We start from the raw sequence: 18,537 nt of genomic DNA on the forward strand, positions 1-18,537 counted from the left end.
AGCGAGGCGGGCGGCCTCATCGTCGGGCCGGACGCCGCCCCCGGGTCGACACGAACTGATACGACATCACGACGAACCCGGGGTCGCGCAGAAGCCGGCGGAACGCCTCCAGCTGCCCCGGGGACACCCCCGCCTCGATCAGCTCCGGCTCCAGCTGCCGGGAGTTCGTCTCGTACAGCGAGGCGCCGAGCGAGCCGCCGGGCCAGCTCCGCGAGTGGGTGACCGTGTCGACCTCGACCAGTCCCGCCGACGCGAGGTGCCCGTGCACGTCCTGCGCCCAGGCCAGGTCCGCGCCGTTGCTCTGCAGGACGCCGAGCATCGCGTCCGTCACGTGGGCGAAGAGCTTCGCCGCGTCGTCGCTCGGCGCGGTCAGCACGCGCAGCGGGGCGGTGCAGTCGAACTCCTCGACCACCAGCCACCCGCCTGGGGCCAGCGCGCCGGTCAGCGAGGCCAGCACGCGCCGCCGCTCCGGCAGGTGGAGCAGCACCAGCCGGGCGTGGATGAGGTCGAAGGCGTCGCCGGGCGGCGGCTCGCTGCGCACGTCGTGCCGACGGACGTCGAGGTTGGCCGCGGGGGCGAGGCGCGCGACGTCGATGTCGGTCGCCAGCACGCGCCCCGCCGGGCCGACCGCCTCGGCCATGCTCCGGGCGACCGAGCCCCCGCCGGCGCCGATCTCCCAGCACACCGCGCCCGGGGCGAGCACCGGTGCGCCGATCCGGGCCGCCGTGATCGGATCCAGGAAGGACTCCAGCGCCCGCAGCTGGGGCACCGCCTCCGGGGAACCGTTGTCGAAGGTGTACTCGGTGTCACGGATGTCTGTCGGCATCGTCGCTCATCCCTGTGGAAGGTGGTCGGGTCAGGTGCACGGGATCGGCCCAGAGCCCGGGCACCGGTCGGGGAGCCGGCAGCTCCGCGACGACGGCGACGCTGAGCATCGCCGCCAGCCGGCCCGGTTCGGCCCGGGCCTCGTCCGCCGGGCGGTCGTAGACCACCCGGCCGTACTCGAGCACCGCGATCCGGTCCGCGATCTCGACGGCGTGCTGGAGCTGCTGCTCGACGAGGAGCACGGCCAGCCCGGTGCCGGCCAGGGTGCCGACGAGGTCGCGCACCCGGGCGGCCAGGCCCGGCGCGAGCCCTTCGCACGGCTCGTCGAGCAGCAGCACCCTGGGCTGGCCGAGCAGGGCCCGGGCGATCGCCAGCATCTGCTGCTCGCCGCCGGAGAGCTGGTCGCCGCGGTGGCGCAGCCGGGCCGCCAGCCGGGGCAGCAGCTCCAGGATCCGCGCGACGGTCCACCCCTCGCCCCCGGGTGTCGCCGCGCGCCACGGCACCGCCGCCAGGGCGAGGTGCTCGGCCACGGTCAACCGGGAGAAGACCCGCCGGCCCTGCGGGACGAGGCCGACCCCGCACCGGGCGATCCGGTGCGGCTGCCGGCCGGCGACCGGCACGCCGTCGACCTCGATCCGCCCCCCGGAGGGCCGCACGAGCCCGGCGACGGCGTGCACGAGGGTGCTCTTGCCGGCCCCGTTGCGGCCCACCACCGCCTGCACGGTGCCGGCCGCCACGTCGAGCGTGACCTCGTGCAGCACGATCCCACCGCCGTAGCCGGCGCAGAGCCGCTCCGTCCGCAGCATCACGACACCCCCTCCGCGTATGCCTGCCGGACCGGACCGGAGGCACGGATCTCGGCCGGCGTCCCGGTGGCCACCGTCCGGCCGTCCCGCAGCACGGTCACCTGGTCGCAGAGCGCGTACACCAGGTCCAGCCGGTGCTCCACCAGCAGCACCGCGACGGCGCGCGGCAGGGTCCGCAGGAACTCCACCAGCCGGCCGACCTCGACGACGGACAGGCCGGCGGCAGGCTCGTCGAGCAGCAGCAGCCGCGGGCGACCGGCCAGCGCCATGGCGATCTCGAGTTGCCGGCGCTGCCCGTGGGCGAGCTGACCGGCGGGAGTCGCGCCGAGGTCGCGCAGGCCCATCCGCTCCAACCACGCGCCCGCCGTACGCTCGGCGGCGCACCGCCGCGCGCCCGGCCGCCACCGGCCGGGCCGCACCGCGTGGGGCAGCGCGGCGACCACCACGTTCTCGGTGGCGGTCAGGGTCGACCAGACGGCGGGACGCTGGTGGATCCGGCCGATGCCCCGCCGGGCCCGGGCGGCCGGGCCGAGCCGGGTGACGTCCCGGCCGGCGAGGAGCACCCGGCCGCCGCCCGCCGGGGTCGCCCCGCCGAGCACGTCGAGCAACGTGCTCTTGCCGGCGCCGTTGGGCCCGATCAGGGCGTGCCGCTGACCGTGGTCGATCCGCAGGTCGACCCCGTCCAGCGCGACCAGCGATCCGTAGCGAACCGTGACGCCCCCGGCGGACAACAGCGGCGTCATGCGCGTGCCCCCGTCGGCGCCGGCCGCTCCGCACCAGGAGGGCCCGCCGGCAGTCCCGGCAGCAGCCGGCCCCGCACCCCGGCCGGCCGGCGCCCGTCGCCGGGCAGCAGGTAGACGGTGACGACGAACGCCACCCCCAGCACCAGGGGCGCGTGCCCGGGGAGCACGCCGAACAGCCAGTCCCGGGCGGCGATCACGATCGCGGTGCCGACCAGGGCGCCACCCACGGACGCGATGCCGCCGGCCACCACCCCGAGCAGCAGGAGGGCGGAGGTGTCGAAGCCGAAGTCGGCCGGCGAGACGAACTGCTGGGCGACCACCAGCAGCGAGCCCGCGGCGCCCGCGACCGCCCCCGCGGCCACGTGCACGGCCGCCACGTGGGCCGGCACCCGGTGGCCGCTGGCCCGCAGCCGCGCCTCGTCGTCGCGGCCGGCCCGCAGCAGCAGGCCGACCCGGGTGCGCAGGACCAGCAGCACCGCGCCGACCAGCACGGCGACGACCACCAGGGCGTACAGGTAGCGGGCACGGTCGGTGGCCAGCACCGGCAGCCCCCACAGGGGACGCACCGGCGGAACCCCGGCGAGCCCGTCGGTGCCGCCGGTCACCGAGCGCCACCGCCCCACGACGGTCACCACCAGCTCGCCGATCGCCAGGGTGATCATCAGGACGATCACACCGCGGGCGTGCACCACGAGCGGGACGGTCGCCGCCGCCAGCGCCGCCCCGGCCACCGCCGCGACGACCAGGTGCACCACCGCCACGTCGGAGAGCCGGCTGCCGACGACCGCGCTGGCGTACGCGCCCGCCGCGTAGGGCGCGGTCTGCCCCAGGGTGGGCAGCCCCGCGACGCCGGTGAGCAGGGCGACGCTCACCCCCACCAGGCCCAGCGCGAGGGTACGGGCCAGCAGCGCCACGGTGTAGTCGTCGACCGCCCACGGCGCCAGCACCAGGCCGGCCAGGACGAGGACGGCGACACCGCGCCGCAGCGCGCGTACCGCCTCGTCCCTCACCTCGCCCTCCGGGCCGTGGCCAGGCCCCGCGCCCGCACCGCGAGGACGGCGGCCATGGCGGCGAAGAGCAGGAACGGGGCGGCCGACGGGGCGAGCGCCACCCCGAGGGTCTGGATCTGCCCGACCGCCAGGGCCGCGAGCAGCGTGCCGGTCATCGACCCGAGCCCGCCGAGGACGACGACCACCAGCGACAGCAGCAGCACCGCGTCGGCGGTGTCCGGCCCGGGACCGATGATCGGCGCGCCGAGCACGCCCGCGGCGCCGGCCAGCGCCCCGGCGACGGCGAGCACGCCGACGCGGATCCACGCCGGGTTCACGCCGAGCACGGCGACCATCTCGGCGTCGTCGACGGCCGCGCGGACCAGCATCCCGGCCCGGGTGCGGCGCACCGCGACGTGGAGCAGGCCGGCGAGCACGGCGGCGACGACGATGAAGACCAGCCGGTACGCCGCGTAGCGGTGCCCGGCCACAACCACCGACCCGTCCAGCGCCGCCGGCACGCGCACCGGCGGGTCGTCCGGCCCGAACGCCCCCACGAGCAGGCTGCCCCCGGCCAGCGCCACCCCGAAGGTCAGCAGCGCCTGCGTGAGATGACTGCGCGCGGCGACCCGGGTGAGCAGGCCGGCGACCAGCGCGCCGGCCGCGGTGGCGGCGACGGTCCCGACGGCCAGCGCCAGCACCAGGCTCGGCCAGCCGCCGTCCAGCAGCGCGGCGGCGGTGTACCCGCCGATCGCGTACAGGGTGCCGTGCGCCAGGTTCAGGATGCCGGCGACGCCGAAGCAGAGCACCAGTCCCGCCGCGGCGACGAAGACCAGCAGCCCGTAGGCCACCCCGTCCAGGGCCGGGACCAGGTACGGGTCGATCCGGATGCCGCCCGCCACGGCGCTCACCCGCCGACGGTGGCGAGGTCACCCACGACGGTGTTGGACAGCGCCCGGCCGTCCTGGCGCACCTGGCGCAGGTACCACTTCTGCACCGGCGCGTGCGTGCTCGGCGAGAACTGCCAGGTGCCGCGCGGGCTGGCGATCTGGCCCAGCTGACCGATGGCCGCGTTGATGCTCTCCGGGGTCGGGTCGTCCCCCGCCGCCTCGATGGCCCGGTCCAGCACGGCCGCGGCGTCGTAGGAGGCCATGGCGTACGTGGTCGGGGAGCCGTCGTTCTTCGCCTTCCAGGCGGCCACGAAGGCACGGTTCTCCGCGTTGTCCAGGTCCGGCGAGTAGTTGAGCACCGAGTAGACGTCGCGGGCGGCCTCGCCCTGGGCGTCGAGCACCCCGCCCTCGGTCAGGAACCCGGCGGCGTAGAGCGGCAGGTCGCTGATCTCCGACTGCGCGTACTGCTTGACGAAGTCGACGGCCGCGCTGCCCGCGTAGAACGTGTAGACGGCGTCCGCCCCGGAGGCCTTGATCCGGGCGAAGTACGGGGTGAAGTTGGTGGTCGTCGGGAACGGGGTGAAGGTGGTCTTACCGTCGGCGTTGGCGAGCCTGCCGCCCTCCTTGACGAAGGCGTCGGTGAAGCCGCGCAGCTCGTCCCAGCCGCCCTGGTAGTCGGGGCCGATGGCGTAGACGCTGCCCTCGACGTTGTCGCGCACGTGGCGGGCGATCGCCTCGCCGGGCTCGTCGGAGAGGTACGAGGTGTGCCAGATCCGGGACACGTCCTTGAGTTCCGGGCGGCCGTTCGAGCCGACGAACGGCACCTTGGTCTCGTTGAGCAGCGGATAGACCGCGGCCACCGAGCCACCGCCGACGATCCCGGTGAGCGCGACCACGCGGTCCTGCTTGAGCAGTTTCGTCGCGGCGGGCACCGCGGTCGCGGCGCCGTTGCCCTCGTCGGCGACGACGAGTTCCACCTGCCGGCCGCCGAGCTTGCCGTCGTGGGTGGCCAGGTAGAGCTCGAAGCCGGCGCGGATCTCCTTGCCGACCGCCTGGTACGTGCCGGACAGCGACGCGAGCAGGCCGATCTTGATCGATCCGGCGGCGCCGGCGCCGCGTCCGCCGTCGGCACAGGCGGTCGCGGCGAACAGGACGAGGGCGAGCAGGGCCGCGGTGCGGGCACGGCTGCGCCGGGGGATGGTCAGCGACATGTCTTCTCCAGAAGGGATGGGGGTCCCGGCGTGAGGTGCCGGGGTGTCAGCGGCTGCGGCTGAGTGCCGCCCGCGCCGCCGGGGTCAGCGCGTCGCCGATGCGGTTCGCCAGCTCGGTCATCTCGTAGGAGACCTTGCCGACGTCGCACTGCGGGTCGGCGAGCACGAGCAGGGACGCGCCGTCGTTGAAGGCCATCGAGAACATGAAGCCGCCCTCGAGCTGGGTCACGTTGGAGATCACCGCGCCGGCGTCGAAGAAGGCCGCCGCCCCGCGCAGCAGGCTCACCAGCCCGCTACCGGTCGCCGCCAACTGGTCCGCCCGGTCCGGCGGGAGGCCCCTGGTGGCGGCCACCATCAGGCCGTCGCTGGAGATCGCGATCGCATGGCTGACCTCGGTGGCGCGCTCGGCGAAGGCGTCCAGCAGCCAGCCGAGATCCTGGTGGTCGGTCACGTGCTCTCCCTGTCGGGTCAGTTGTTGATCAGGTTGGGCCGGCGGCCCGCGACGCCCCGCGCGTACGCGGCCATCGCGGTGGCCACCTGGGTCGGGTCGCGGTGCGCGGAGCGCTGCTGCGGCACGGCGACGCCGCCCGGGACGAGGTGCTGTTGCGGCTGACGCCGCGGCAGACCGGACGTGGTGGTGGCGACGACCTCGGGCGCGTCGGCCCTGGCGGCGGTCCGCCAGGCCTCGTCGGCGGGGCTGGCCCACGGACCGCCGTTCGTGGCGTCGTCGTGGCCGGCCTGGAACCAGTGGTTGACCTCCTCGAAGATGACGAGTTCCTCGGTGGGCTCGTCACCTCGCCCGGCCGGCGCGGGCGCGGGCCGGAACACCGGCGCCACCGGCAGTGCCCGCTCGGCCGGCGGCCTGCCCGCCCACGGTTGCGCCGGGCTCCCCGCCCACGGTTCCGGGGCCGCGGTGTACGCGGGCGACGCGAGGGTGCTCCGCGCCGCCCGCCGCGACGGCCTGGTGGGCGTGAGCAGGAACTCCTCCGGGGGCAGCGGTCGGATGATCGCCCCCGGGAGCGCCGCCTCGGCGATGGTGCCGCGGCGGGGGCCCGGACGGAGCTGGACGGCCACGCCCAGCCGGGCGGCGAGCTGTCCCACGACGACCAGCCCCATCGCCCGCACGGCCGCGACGTCGATGGCGGGCGGGCGGGCCAGCAGGTCGTTGAGCTGTTGCCGACGCTGCGGGGACAGCCCCACGCCCTCGTCGCTGACCTGGACGATCACCCGGTCGCCGAGGCTGCGGCCGGTCACCCACGCCTCGGTATCCGGCGCGGAGTAGCCGGTGGCGTTGTCCATCAGCTCGGCCAGCAGGTGCACGACCTCGTCGACGGAGTCGGCCGCGACGGCGACGTCGCCGTCGACCATGCCGAGGCGGATCCTGGCGTAGTGCTCGATCTGGCTCTGCGCGGCCTGGCACACCTGTTGCAGCGGCACGTCGTGCTGGCGTACCCGCCCGACCCCCACCCCGCCCAGCACCAGCAGGCTGGCGTTGATCCGTCCCATCCGGGTGGCGAGGTTGTCCAGCGTGTAGAGCTGGTCCAGCCGCTCGGGGTCGGTCTCGTCCCGCTCGACCCTGTCGACCTGGGCCAGCACCGCGTCGACCAGCCGCTGCTCGCGGCGACTGAGGTGGATGAAGATGTCGGCCGTGTTGGCCCGCATGACCGCCTGCTCGGCCGCGGTACGCACGGCCGCCCGGTGCACGGCCGCGAACGCCTCCCCCACCTCGCCGATCTCGTCGCCGCGCGACGGCTCCAGGGCGTCCTCGGACTGCCGGCGGGCCAGCTCGTCGGGGTCCACCGACGAGCTGTCCGGGTGCTGGAGCCGGGCCACCACCTGCGGCAGCCGTTCGAAGGCGACGGCGTTCGCCGCGTCCCGCAGCCGACGTAGGCGCCGCGTGATCTGCCGGGCCACCGCCCAGGTGACCAGGGCCGTGAGCAACAGGGCCAGCACCACGGCCGCCGCCTCCACGGCCGTGCGCCGCCGCTGGTCGGCGTGCGCGGACCGGATGTCGTCGAGCACCGCCGCGTCGACCCGTTGACGCAGCTCGGCCAGGCGGACGGACCACTGCTGGGTCGCGGCGACCCAGGCGCCGAGGTCCAGCCGCAACCGGCTCCCCGCGCGGGTCCTGGACACCTCGTCCTGCAGCCGTTGGAGCAGCAGGGCGTCCTCGCCGCTGCCGGCCTGCTCCCACCAGCCCCGCCAGGCGGGCCGGGCGAGGGCCAGGAAGGACAGGCTCGACTCGGTGAAGCCGGACCGGGCGGCGGTGATGTCCTGCTGCATGGCGGGGGTCAGCTGGTCGGCCGCGACCGCGCGCAGGACGGCGACCTGCTGCTGGCCGGCCGCCTCGGCCGCCTTGGACAGCACCGCCGAGGCCCGCATGCCGTCGGTGATCCGGGCGTTGACCGCGCCGAGGGTGACGCTCTCGCGGAGGCTGAGCAGGTCGGCGATCACGATCCGGTAGCTGAAGGTCATCGCCGACACCGAGGCGTGCGCCGCCGTACGCACCTGCGCGCGCAGCGGCGGCAGGCCCTCCAGCGCCAGGTCGATCCGCTGGAGCGCGGTCTGGCCGGCGGCGGGTCCGGGGGGCACCAGCGCCCGCTGCCGGCGGTAGCGGGCGACGGCGTCGTCGGTGCTCCCGGTGGCGTCGGCGAAGGCTTCCTGCTGCTCGGCCGCGCCCCGGCTGAGCAGGTCGGCGGCGACGACGCGCTCGCGTTGCAGCCGGTGGGCCAGGTCGCCCGCGTCGGCGCCGAGGTGCGCCAGGAGTCCGAGGTCGCTCGCGCGGGTCGTCTGGCGGACGCTCTCGGTCAACGCGAGCCCGGCGAATCCCATCACGGCGACCAGCGGGGCCGCCACGATGAGGCGCATCCGGGTGCCGATCTTCCAGCCGCGGCGGCCGGTCGGGTAGGGTCGGGCCGCGTGGGACCTCGTGCTCGACGCCAAGATTGACTCCCGCGACTCATCCAAGACGGCCAATGCGCACCTTGCCATTTGCACGTCTCATTCCGCCGGAACCCGCGCCCGCAGAGAAGACCTGACGGTGGTACAAACGGCCCGTACCGGCATCTGTACCCAGCGTCAGCAGCGCCGGGCCCGCCCCGCGACCCCGATCCCGGGCAGGTCAGGGGCGTCCGGACCGCTCGCCTGACGGGTGCGGCGGGAGGTCCGCCTCCGGCTGCCCGCCGAGCACCTGGCCGATCAACTCCCGCAGTTCGTCGATCGCGGCCACGACCGCCTCCGGGTCGCGCGCGTCCCGCCGCGCCACCGGTGGCGCGGGAATCTGGTCGAGCCCCGCCACTGCGAACCGGGGGCCCCGGCGGCCGTCCGCCGCCAGCTGCTCCGCCGCGACCTGCGGCCACAACGCTGCCAGGCAACCGCCGGTGCCGAGCACCTCGTCGCAGCGGACGGCGAACTCGTGACTGCCGTACCGGCGACCGGACTCGACCGCCGCGACCGTCTCGCGGCTGAACCGCACCCGCTCCGCGAGCGCCCGCTGGGTCAACCCCTGACGGGTACGCCAGGTGCGCAGCTCGGAGCGGAACCGGTGGATGGCACCGGAGCGGTCGGCGCTCGACGGGGGCGTGCGATCCATGTGTTCACCTTCACGACGCCGACCGGCCGGCGTCGGCATCAATAGATATTGGGCGATGAATGGGTATTCGCAGGGGACAATTCTTAACCCATCAGCCGACGGGTGTGAAGACGTGACTTCGGAGGGTAGTCGCCCGCCGGAGGCCACCGGGCCGGCCCCACCGACCCGACGGGTCCGCGCACAGCCGGCCCAGCGCCGCACGGCACGGGCCGACGCACACCCGCCCGGGCATCAGGACCGGCGCAGCCGCGAGGCGACCGGTCACCCGGCGACGGGCGCCGGCGGAGGACCGGACGGCACCGTCGCGTCGATGACCACCGGCAGGCTCCGGTGCGCGCGGAAGGCGATGTTGGCCTTGTACGAACGGCGATGGTCGGGGGTCAGGCGCAGTCCGGGAACCGCCCGGCAGAGCCGGGTCAACGCCATCCTCGCCTCCAGCCGGGCCAGCGCCGCGCCGATACAGAAATGCGGCCCGTGCCCGAACGACAGGTGCCCGTCCGCGTCGGACCGGTGCGGATCGAACTGCTCCGGACGGGCGAACACCGCCGGATCCCGATTCGCGGCGCCGATCAGCAGCAGGCAGCGCGCACCCGCCGGAATGGTGACGCCGTCCAGGGTCACGGACCGGCGGGTCACCCGCAGCCAACCGTCGATGGCGGGCGCGAAGCGCAGCGTCTCGGTCAGGAACGCGGGTATCCGTCGCGGGTCCTCGCCGAGCTCCCGCCACCTGTCCGGGCTCGACAGCGCCTGGTCCAGCGCGTGGGCGAGCAGCCCGGCCGTGGTCTCGTGCCCGGCGACCAGGAGGTTGAACACGATGCTCGACACCTCGGCCACCGTGAGCACCTCGTCGTCGCCGTCGCGGTACGCCAGCAACTGGCTGACGTAGTCGTCGCCGTACCGGCCACCGCCGAGCCGGGCGCCGACCAACTGCTCGCAGTAGCACCAGAACTCCCACAGACCCCGGGCCAGCCGGACCTGTTCGGCCGGCTCCGGCTGCCCCCAGAGCAACGCGATCTGACCGTCCCCCCAGGCCCTGACCCGCCCGATGTCCTCCTCCGGCACGCCGAGGATGTCGAGCAGGACCAGCAGGGGCAGCTCGGTGGTGAACTCGCCGACGAGGTTCGCCCGCCCGCCGGGGCGGTCGACGAGCCGGGACACCAGCTCGTCGACCCGACGCTGGACGATCGCACCGTACCGGCGCTCCACGCGTTCGGCGGTGTTGGCGAAGGTCGCCCGCAGGGCCCGGCGGGTCCTGGGGTGCACCGGGGGGTCCGCGGCGGCGGTGGTGGGCGGCGCGTCGATGCGGGCGATGAACTCCATCGCCTCGGGGCAGACGTCGTAGATCGGAGCGAGGGTGAGGGCGTTGCCGAAGGCCTCCGCGTCACTCAGCGCGCGGCGGACGTCGGCGTGCCGGGTGATCAGCCACAGCCCCAGATCCGGGTCGTGGTGCACCCCCTCGGGCTCGTCGAGCAGCCGCCGCCACACCTGTGCCGGATCGACGAGATACGCCCCCGCGAACGGATCCAATCGCATGACCGCCTCCTGGAGCGCCATGGTCACGAACGGAATTGCCGAACGACTTCCGAGGATCCGGTTATCGCCGCACGCCTTCACGGTGCGCCCATTCCGAGAGCAAGTCAATATCAGCGTTCTTCAATGTGCCGATGCGCAATTTCCACGCCTTCGGTCACGCGTGCACCGCGTCGTCCTGCAAGTTGCGGGATGTTCCTTGCTCGCCGGTCGCGGCGATGAACAGGGTAGACGACGCAGCCGCCGACATCGGGCACTCCGTCGCGCCACGGTCCCGCGTGTCCCGGACGGCCAGGCGGAAAGGCGGTGCGACATCGGCCGATGGGATGGCCGCGAAAAGCCGACGGGCGTTCGCACGCGTACCAGAAACAGGGCTCACGATGCGTTCCGTGAACGGCCGACCGAATGCCGGCAGGATTTTTCCCCGGTAGGACGCGGCGGATTACGAGGACGACTCGGGTCCGCGCGTGGCGCGACGCGGACGGCGGTGTGCTCGCCGAGCAGGACGACGCGCGGTCGGCCCGCGACCGGCGACCGGCGACGGGCCACCCGCGGCCCGCCGGGGCGTGGGAGCCGACCGGTCACGGGCCGGCCGGCGGCGCTCCGCCGACCGGCCCGTGCGTGGTGCTAGAGGGTACGGGCGAGGCGGTCGGCGAGCACGCGGGTGAACCGGGACGGGTCGGCCAGCTCCCCGCCCTCGGCGAGCAGCGCCAGACCGTGGAGCAGCTCGGCGATCTCCTTCAGCGACTCCTCGGCGCCGCCCTGCTCGTGTGCCTTGCGCAGGCCGGTGACCAGCGGGTGCCCGGGGTTGAGTTCCAGGATCCGCTTCACCGTCGGCACCTCGTGCCCCATCGCCCGGTACATCTTCTCCAGCGTCGGGGTGATGTCGTGGGCGTCGCCGACGACGCAGGCGGGCGAGGTGGTCAGCCGGGAGGAGAGGCGGACCTCCTTGACGGAGTCGGCGAGGGTGGCGCCCATCCAGGTGAGCAGGTCGGCGAAGTCCTTGCGCTGCTGCTCGCGCTCGGCCTCGGCCTCCTTCTTCTCCTCCTCGGTGTCCAGGTCGACCTGGCCCTTGGCGATGGAGCGCAGCGTCTTGCCGTCGTACTGGCCGACGCGCTCGATCCACACCTCGTCGACCGGGTCGGTGAGCAGCAGCACCTCGTAGCCCTTGGCGCGGAACGCCTCCATGTGCGGCGAGTTCTCGATCATCGTGCGCGAGTCGCCGGTGGCGTAGTAGATGTCGGTCTGCCCGTCCTTCATCCGGCCGACGTAGCCGGCGAGGTCGGTGGGCTCGGCCGGGTCGTTGGTGGAGCCGACCGACAGGATCTCCAGGAGAGTGTCCCGGTTCTCCGTGTCGTCGATCAGGCCCTCCTTGACGGCGGCCCCGAACTCGGTCCAGAAGGTCCGGTAGCGCTCGGCGTGGTTGGCCTTCATGTCCTTGACGGTGGACAGGATCTTCTTGACCAGCCGGCGGCGGACGACCTGGATCTGCCGGTCCTGCTGGAGGATCTCCCGGGAGATGTTCAGCGACAGGTCGTGCGCGTCCACGACGCCCTTGACGAAGCGCAGGTAGTTCGGCATGAGCGCTTCGCAGTCGTCCATGATGAAGACGCGCTTGACGTAGAGCTGCACGCCGCGGCGGCCCTGCGGGGCGAACAGGTCCAGCGGCGCGTGCGACGGGATGAACAGCAGGGCCTCGTACTCGAAGGTGCCCTCGCCCTTCATGTGCACGATGTCCAGCGGGTCGGCCCAGTCGTGGCTGACGTGCTTGTAGAACTCCTTGTACTCGGCCTCGTCGACCTCGTCGCGGGACCGGGCCCAGAGCGCCTTCATCGAGTTGAGCGTCTGGGTCTCGGTGCTGGTCTGGTCGCCCTCGCCGGGTCGCTCGACGGTCATCCGGATCGGCCAGGCGATGAAGTCCGAGTACCGCTTGACGATCTCCCGGATCGTCCACTCGGCGGTGTAGTCGTGCAGGTTGTCCTCGTCGTCGGCCGGCTTGAGGTGCAGGGTCACCGAGGTGCCCTGCGGCGCCTGTTCGACCGACTCGACGGAGTACGTGCCCTCACCGGCCGACTCCCACCGGGTGCCGCCGCTCTCCCCCGCCCGGCGGGTCACCAGCTCCACCCGGTCGGCGACCATGAACGCCGCGTAGAAGCCCACGCCGAACTGGCCGATCAGCTCCTGCCGCGCCCCGGCGTCGGAGGACTCGCGCAGCTTGCGCAGCAGCTCGGCGGTCCCGGACTTGGCGATCGTGCCGATCACCTGGACCACCTCGTCGCGGGACATGCCGATGCCGTTGTCCCGCACGGTCAGCGTGCGCGCCGCCTTGTCGACCTCGATCTCGATGTGCAGGTCGGAGGTGTCGACCTCCAGTTCCTTGTCGACCATCGACGCCAGACGCAGCTTATCCAGCGCGTCCGAGGCGTTCGAGATCAGTTCACGCAGGAAGACGTCCTTGTTCGAATAGATCGAGTGGACCATCAGCTGGAGCAGCTGACGCGCCTCGGCCTGGAACTCCAACGTCTCGGCCCGGTTGCTCACACCGTGTCCTTTCATCCTCGAAAGCCCACCGAAGGTTCGCGGAAAGGATACGAGCCGTCGCCGACGGCGAGAAGACGGGACCGCGGAGCGTCGACTGGCGGCCCGTTGCCCCCGCGCCCTACCGTCGGGGATGGCGTCGACGTGGCCGCCGGAGAAGCCGAGGGCTGGTGCGACCGCCGCGGCGGGCGGTCAGTACGGTAGGGATGTGTCTCTATGGATGGCCGCGATGTGGGGACTGGTCGGCAGCGCGGTGGCCGAGGCGCTGAACCTCTCCGGGATGATGCGCCCGACCAGCGAGTCCGGGGGCCGGTGGCAGTGGCCGTGGCGGGACCGGCGGGATGCCCCGATCGTCGTGTTCGCGGTGCTGCTCAGGACCGTGGCCGGCACCGGCCTCGCCGCCGCGGCCGGGGCGGGTGGCCTGGCCACCACGGCCTTCGCCAGCTTCACGTTCGGGGTCGCGGCCCCGCTGGTGATCGCCAAGATGTTCGACCAGGTCCGGGTGGCGGAACGACCGGCCGACAGCGGTCGGGACGGCACGAGCGGCACGAGCGGCGAGCACGATGACGCCGCGTGAGGACCTGCTGGGCAGGTTCGTCTCCGCGCTGGCCGCCCGCCCGGCCACCACCGCCACGGCCGTACCCGTACCGGCCCGGACGAGGCTCGCCGCCGCGCTGGCCGCGCGGCCGGTCACCGCCCGCGGCACCGGCCCGCTCCCCCGCCCCGACGCCGAGGACGACGGCGGCGGGAAGCTGACCCACCGGGTCAGGGCGGTGCTCGCCGGCCTCCTCGGCGTCACCACCGACCAGTTGCGCGTCGACGCCGACGGCGACGTCGGCATCCGCGCCGGCTCGGCCATGATCTTCGTACGGGCGCAGGACGACCCGCCGCTGGTCGACGTGTTCTCCCCGCTGCTCACCGGCGTCGACCCGACCGAGTCCCTGTACCGGCGGCTCTCCGACCTCACCAACGGGCTCGTGGTCGGGCGGGTCTACTGCACCGGCGACACCGTCTGGGCGTCCATCCCCGTCTTCGGGCAGGACTTCGCCCCCACCCATCTGCTGCTGGCCCTGCGGGCCATGATCGCGCTCGCCGACGACCTCGACGACCAGCTCCGGCGGGAGTTCGGCGGCAGCCGCTTCTTCGGCCCGGAGTCCGCCGGGCTGGTGGCGGTGCCCGACCCGACCGGTTACCTGCGCGACCTCGACCGCGCCGGCGCGAACGGGGCGGGCAGCGTCCTGGTCGACCTGCTGGCGGACCGGGGGCGGACGGATGAGTTGCGGATCCGCGCCGAGCACGGCGACTGGCACGCCGCCACCCGGCTCGCCGCGCTGCTCGCCGGGGAGGGCCGCACCGACGAGGCCGAACGATACTGGCGGATCGCCGCCGAGCAGGGTGATCCGCGCGCCCGAGACGAGCTGGCCGCCCTGCTGGCCGCCCGCGGCCGGCGCGACGAGGCAATCGACCTGCTGCGGCAGGCCGTCGACGGCGGCGACTGGCGGCACCTGCCGCTGCTGCTGACGCTGCTCACCGAGGGCGGCCTGGTCGACGAGGCGGTCGAGCTGCTGCGCCGCCGGGCGGCCGCCGAGGGCTGACCGCTCCGGCCCACGCGGGGACGCGTCTGGACGCCGGAGGAGGCCCGCCGTCCGCCCCTGCGACCCGGCCTGATGGGTCGAGGTGTGGAAACGCGGAGGCCTGGGTACAGACACCCGCTGGGGTGCCGGCGGACGTGCAGCTGAAGCCGGGTGCCAGGATGTGCGGGTAACACCAGCAAGGGTCGTCGGGGCCCGGAAGTGAGGGCTGCGATGGGGTGCGACCGAGGGTGACGCGACCCACGGGGGACCTGTTCGCCGACGGTGGTGGGACCGGGCGGCTGATGGCGCGCCTGGACTGGGCCGCCACCCCACTCGGCCCGGTCGACGGCTGGCCGCAGAGCCTGCGCGCCGCCGTCCGGATGGTCCTCTCCTCCCGCTACCCGATGCTGCTGCTGTGGGGGGACCGCTTCACCCAGCTCTACAACGACGCGTACTCCGCCCTGATCGGCGACAAGCACCCCGACGCGCTCGGCGGCGACGTGCGGGTCACCCTGGCCGAGGGCTGGGACGTGCTGGCCCCCCTGATCGACGAGGCGATGGCGACCGGGGTCGCCAGCTGGGTGCCGGCCCTGCAACTGCTGCTCGACCGCGCCGGCTACCGCGAGGAGGCGTACTTCAGCGTCTCGCACGCCCCCGCCCGCGACGACGAGGGACGCACGGTGGGGGTGCTCACCGTGTGCAGCGAGGTCACCGAACAGGTTGTCGGCGAGCGCCGGCTGCGCCTGCTGCGCGACCTGTCCGTCGGCGGCGACGGGCGGACCGTCGACGTCGAGAGCACCTGCGCGCGGCTCGCCGAGGCCATCGGCGGGCACCCGCTGGACGTCCCGTTCGCCGCGATCTACCTGCGCGAGGGCGCGCTGCTGCGCCGCGCCGCGCACGTCGGCGGAGGTCCCGTGGCCGCCGCCCTGCCCGGCACGCTGCCGGCGGGCGAGGAGCACGAGTGGGGGCTGGCGGCGGCCGCCGCCGGCACGACGACCGAGGTGACCGGCGTCGCCCGGCGGCTCGCCCTGCCCGCAGGGCCGTGGGGCGACCCGGTCGGCACCGCCCTCGCCCTGCCGCTGCCGTCCGCCGAGGCGGGCCAGCCCCTCGGGGTGCTGCTGGTCGGGGTCAGCCCGAGCCGGGGGCTGGACGAGGCGTACCGGTCGTTCCACGCGCTGCTGGCCCAGCAGGTGGCCGTCGCCGTGCGCAACGCGCAGGCGTACGAGGAGGAGCGCCGGCGGGCCGAGGCGCTCGCCGAGCTGGACCGGGTCAAGACGGGCTTCTTCACCAACGTCAGCCACGAGTTCCGGACCCCGCTGACGCTGATGCTCGGCCCGCTGGCCGACGCCCTCAACGACAACGAGCATCCCCTGCCGGCGACGCAGCGGGAACGGGTCGACACCGCCTGGCGCAACGCCACCCGGCTGCTCACCCTCGTCAACAGTCTGCTCACGTTCTCCAGCCTGGAGGCCGGGCAGGCACACAGCCACGCTCGCGAGGTCGACCTGGCCGGGCTCACCACCGAGCTGGCGAGCGTCTTCCGGGCGGCCGTCGAACGCGCCGGGCTGCGCCTGGAGGTCGACTGCCCGCCGCTGCCCCGCGCGGTCTCCGTCGACCCGGTCAACTGGGAACGCATCGTCACCAACCTGCTGTCGAACGCGCTGAAGTACACCTTCGTCGGCCGGATCCGGGTCGGGCTGACCGCCGACGACGAGGAGGTGCGGCTGACCGTCGCCGACACGGGCATCGGCATCGCCGAGGAGGATCTGCCCCGGCTCTTCGAACGCTTCCACCGGGTGCAGGGCACGCGGTCGCGCAGCCACGAGGGCACCGGCATCGGGCTCGCCCTGGTCCGCGAGCTGGCCCGCCTCGAAGGCGGCGACGTGCGGGTGGAGAGCCGGGTCGGGACGGGGACGACGTTCACGGTGGCGCTGCCCTGGTCCGCCGCGCGGCGGACCGCCCGGCCGGCCGCCGACGTGGAGGGGGTCGGGGACGCCGCCCGGGCCGCCGTCCAGGAGGCGGTCGGCTGGCTGGCCGACCCGGCGCAGGCGGGGGCGTCCGCGCCGGCCGGGCCGCCGCTGCCGGCGTACGGTGGCGCGGACGCGCTGCGGCACGCGCGGATCCTCGTCGCCGACGACAACGCCGACATGCGCGCGTACCTGGCCCGGTTGCTGGGCGAGCAGGGCTGGCGGGTGGAGACGGTCGGTGACGGCCGGCAGGCCCTGGAGGCGATCCGCCGGGAACAGCCGGACCTGGTGCTCACCGACGTGATGATGCCCGGGATCGACGGCTTCGAGCTGGTCCGTCGACTGCGCGGACAGGCCGGTACCCGGACGCTGCCGGTGGTGGTGCTCTCCGCGCGCGCCGGCGGGGACGCCAGCGTGGAGGGGCTCGACCTGGGCGCCGACGACTACGTCGTCAAGCCCTTCGCCGCGGCCGAGCTGATCGCCCGGATCCGGTCCGCCCTGCACGGCGCCCGCACCCGGGGGCACCACCGGGACGGGACGGCGTCCGTCGCGGACGGCCCAGGCGGCCCGCCACGCGAACCGGACGGCCCCGGCGGCACGGCGTCCGACGCGGGCGGCCCCGGCGGCACGGCGGGCGGCCCCGGCGGCACGGCAGCCGACGCGGGCGGCCTCGGCGGGACCGCGCCCGGGTCGGCGGCCGGGGCGCGGCCGGCGACGTCGGCCGAAGCCGTCGGCGGCGGCACCCCGGACACGCAGGGTGCTCCGGCCGGGTCACCGGCCTCGGGTGGCGGTCCCGTGGACGTGGGTGGCGGTCCGGTGAGCGGCCCACCTGCCGCGCCGGGCGTCGGCACGTCGGGCGGTCGCAACGGGGAGCACCCGCACAACGGGGCCCGGCGGCCGGCTCCCGAGCACCCGGCCGTGCTGGACACGGGCTGGACGTACCCCTCGCAGCCCACCTCCGCCGCCGCGATGCGCCGGGACGTGCGCACCTCGCTGGAGAGCCTGGACGTCGATCCGGACACCGTGGCTGATCTCCTGCTGGCCGCCTCCGAGGCGGTCAACAACGCCGTCGAGCACGCCCAACGCCCCTCCCGTCCCGAGGTGCGGGTACGACTGCGGGTGACCGATGGCACGGTACGGATCTCGGTGCGCGACTTCGGCACCTGGCGGGACCGTCGTCCGGCCATGGACCGGGGGCGGGGCGCCACGCTGATGAACGCGTACGGCGACGTGCGCCTGGTCTCCACCGCCGAGGGCACCACCGTCACCATCGAGCGCCGCCTGCCGCCCACCACCTGACCCGCCTCCCGCAACTGTGCGGCTCCACCCGCGCAGCGGCGCTGCCGGCGTGCGGGCCCCGCCCGGCCCACGTCCGGCCGCCCGTCCCGCGCACACCCCGTTCGACCATGCAGGCGTGGTGTCGGCAGGTGGCCGGTCTGGGCGTTTCGCGCCTCACCACGACCGGCACGCACTCGCCCCTGCCGCGACCGATCGGGCGCATGATGCCTGTATGCCGGGTTTGTGGTGGTGGGCGCCACGGGTGGGGTGGGCATGGGCCGGGGCGCCGGGTCGTTGTAACCATCGTGGCCGCGTGACCCGGCCGCTCGCCGGCCCGGTGGTCGGCGGAATGCGGACCGGGCCGGCGTGGTTACATCCCCCGGACCACCGAGTACCCGCGTCGGGATGACCGGGTGCCGGGCCGCCGGAATGACCGGCCGCCCACGGTGGTTACATCCCCGGGCCACCGAGCGGGTGACCGCACCCGGCCCTCTTGATATCTCGACCTTTCCTTTCCCGTGGCGCACCCGCCCCCCTTGGTGTGTGTCGCGTGCCCCCGATCGAAAGGTGCAGACGAATCATGCGTACCGACAT

The 18,537-nt window shown here is 74.4% G+C and carries 14 protein-coding genes; 3 read left to right on the forward strand and 11 right to left on the reverse strand.

What is annotated here, in order from left to right; genetic code table 11:
• Nucleotides 1-16: 16 nt before the first annotated feature.
• The 11 genes from ACLQ22_RS17870 to htpG all read right to left on the reverse strand — a co-directional run bounded on the left by ACLQ22_RS17870 (nt 17) and on the right by htpG (nt 13,127).
• Entirely contained in the window at nt 17-826 is an 810-nt protein-coding gene (locus tag ACLQ22_RS17870) for a class I SAM-dependent methyltransferase (protein ID WP_425693297.1), read from the reverse strand.
• Entirely contained in the window at nt 807-1,631 is an 825-nt protein-coding gene (locus ACLQ22_RS17875) for an ABC transporter ATP-binding protein (protein ID WP_425693298.1), read from the reverse strand. Before ACLQ22_RS17875 ends, ACLQ22_RS17870 begins: the two co-directional genes overlap by 20 nt.
• Complete coding sequence (locus ACLQ22_RS17880; RefSeq protein ID WP_425693299.1) at nt 1,631-2,374, reverse strand: ABC transporter ATP-binding protein; 744 nt, start codon at nt 2,372-2,374, stop codon at nt 1,631-1,633. The genes ACLQ22_RS17875 and ACLQ22_RS17880 overlap by 1 nt, the downstream gene beginning before the upstream one ends.
• Nucleotides 2,371-3,384, reverse strand: a complete 1,014-nt coding sequence (locus tag ACLQ22_RS17885; protein ID WP_425693300.1) for a branched-chain amino acid ABC transporter permease — start codon at nt 3,382-3,384, stop codon at nt 2,371-2,373. Before ACLQ22_RS17885 ends, ACLQ22_RS17880 begins: the two co-directional genes overlap by 4 nt.
• Nucleotides 3,381-4,274, reverse strand: coding sequence for a branched-chain amino acid ABC transporter permease (locus tag ACLQ22_RS17890; RefSeq protein WP_425693301.1), 894 nt, complete (start codon nt 4,272-4,274; stop codon nt 3,381-3,383). Before ACLQ22_RS17890 ends, ACLQ22_RS17885 begins: the two co-directional genes overlap by 4 nt.
• Entirely contained in the window at nt 4,271-5,464 is a 1,194-nt protein-coding gene (locus tag ACLQ22_RS17895; RefSeq protein ID WP_425693302.1) for an ABC transporter substrate-binding protein, read from the reverse strand. The genes ACLQ22_RS17890 and ACLQ22_RS17895 overlap by 4 nt, the downstream gene beginning before the upstream one ends.
• 46 nt (nt 5,465-5,510) lie before the next feature.
• The gene (locus tag ACLQ22_RS17900) at nt 5,511-5,915 is read right to left on the reverse strand and encodes a roadblock/LC7 domain-containing protein (protein ID WP_121398599.1); all 405 of its coding nucleotides are present in this window, start codon (nt 5,913-5,915) and stop codon (nt 5,511-5,513) included.
• 17 nt (nt 5,916-5,932) lie between these two features.
• Nucleotides 5,933-8,332: a sensor histidine kinase gene (locus ACLQ22_RS17905; protein ID WP_425693303.1), complete on the reverse strand. Its 2,400-nt coding sequence runs from the start codon at nt 8,330-8,332 to the stop codon at nt 5,933-5,935.
• A gap of 253 nt (nt 8,333-8,585) precedes the next feature.
• Nucleotides 8,586-9,056 carry a helix-turn-helix transcriptional regulator gene (locus ACLQ22_RS17910; protein ID WP_425693304.1) on the reverse strand — a complete coding sequence of 157 codons (471 nt, stop codon included), beginning with the start codon at nt 9,054-9,056 and terminating at the stop codon, nt 8,586-8,588.
• A 261-nt stretch (nt 9,057-9,317) separates the two neighbouring features.
• Nucleotides 9,318-10,589 (reverse strand): cytochrome P450, encoded by a 1,272-nt coding sequence (locus ACLQ22_RS17915; RefSeq protein WP_425693305.1) that lies wholly within the window; start codon nt 10,587-10,589, stop codon nt 9,318-9,320.
• A 624-nt stretch (nt 10,590-11,213) separates the two neighbouring features.
• A complete protein-coding gene (gene htpG / locus ACLQ22_RS17920) occupies nt 11,214-13,127 on the reverse strand; it encodes a molecular chaperone HtpG (RefSeq protein ID WP_425693306.1) in 1,914 nt (637 codons plus the stop codon).
• Nucleotides 13,128-13,332: 205 nt separating this feature from the next.
• Here htpG and ACLQ22_RS17925 point away from each other — a divergent pair, with 205 nt between their 5' ends.
• The 3 genes from ACLQ22_RS17925 to ACLQ22_RS17935 all read left to right on the forward strand — a co-directional run bounded on the left by ACLQ22_RS17925 (nt 13,333) and on the right by ACLQ22_RS17935 (nt 17,964).
• Entirely contained in the window at nt 13,333-13,701 is a 369-nt protein-coding gene (locus tag ACLQ22_RS17925) for a hypothetical protein (protein ID WP_148710088.1), read from the forward strand.
• Entirely contained in the window at nt 13,688-14,719 is a 1,032-nt protein-coding gene (locus ACLQ22_RS17930; RefSeq protein WP_425693307.1) for a T3SS (YopN, CesT) and YbjN peptide-binding chaperone 1, read from the forward strand. The genes ACLQ22_RS17925 and ACLQ22_RS17930 overlap by 14 nt, the downstream gene beginning before the upstream one ends.
• A gap of 227 nt (nt 14,720-14,946) precedes the next feature.
• Nucleotides 14,947-17,964 carry an ATP-binding protein gene (locus ACLQ22_RS17935; protein WP_425693308.1) on the forward strand — a complete coding sequence of 1,006 codons (3,018 nt, stop codon included), beginning with the start codon at nt 14,947-14,949 and terminating at the stop codon, nt 17,962-17,964.
• Nucleotides 17,965-18,537 lie beyond the last annotated feature (573 nt).

The sequence above is a fragment of the Micromonospora sp. DT178 genome, assembly GCF_049841695.1.
Classification (GTDB): domain Bacteria; phylum Actinomycetota; class Actinomycetes; order Mycobacteriales; family Micromonosporaceae; genus Micromonospora.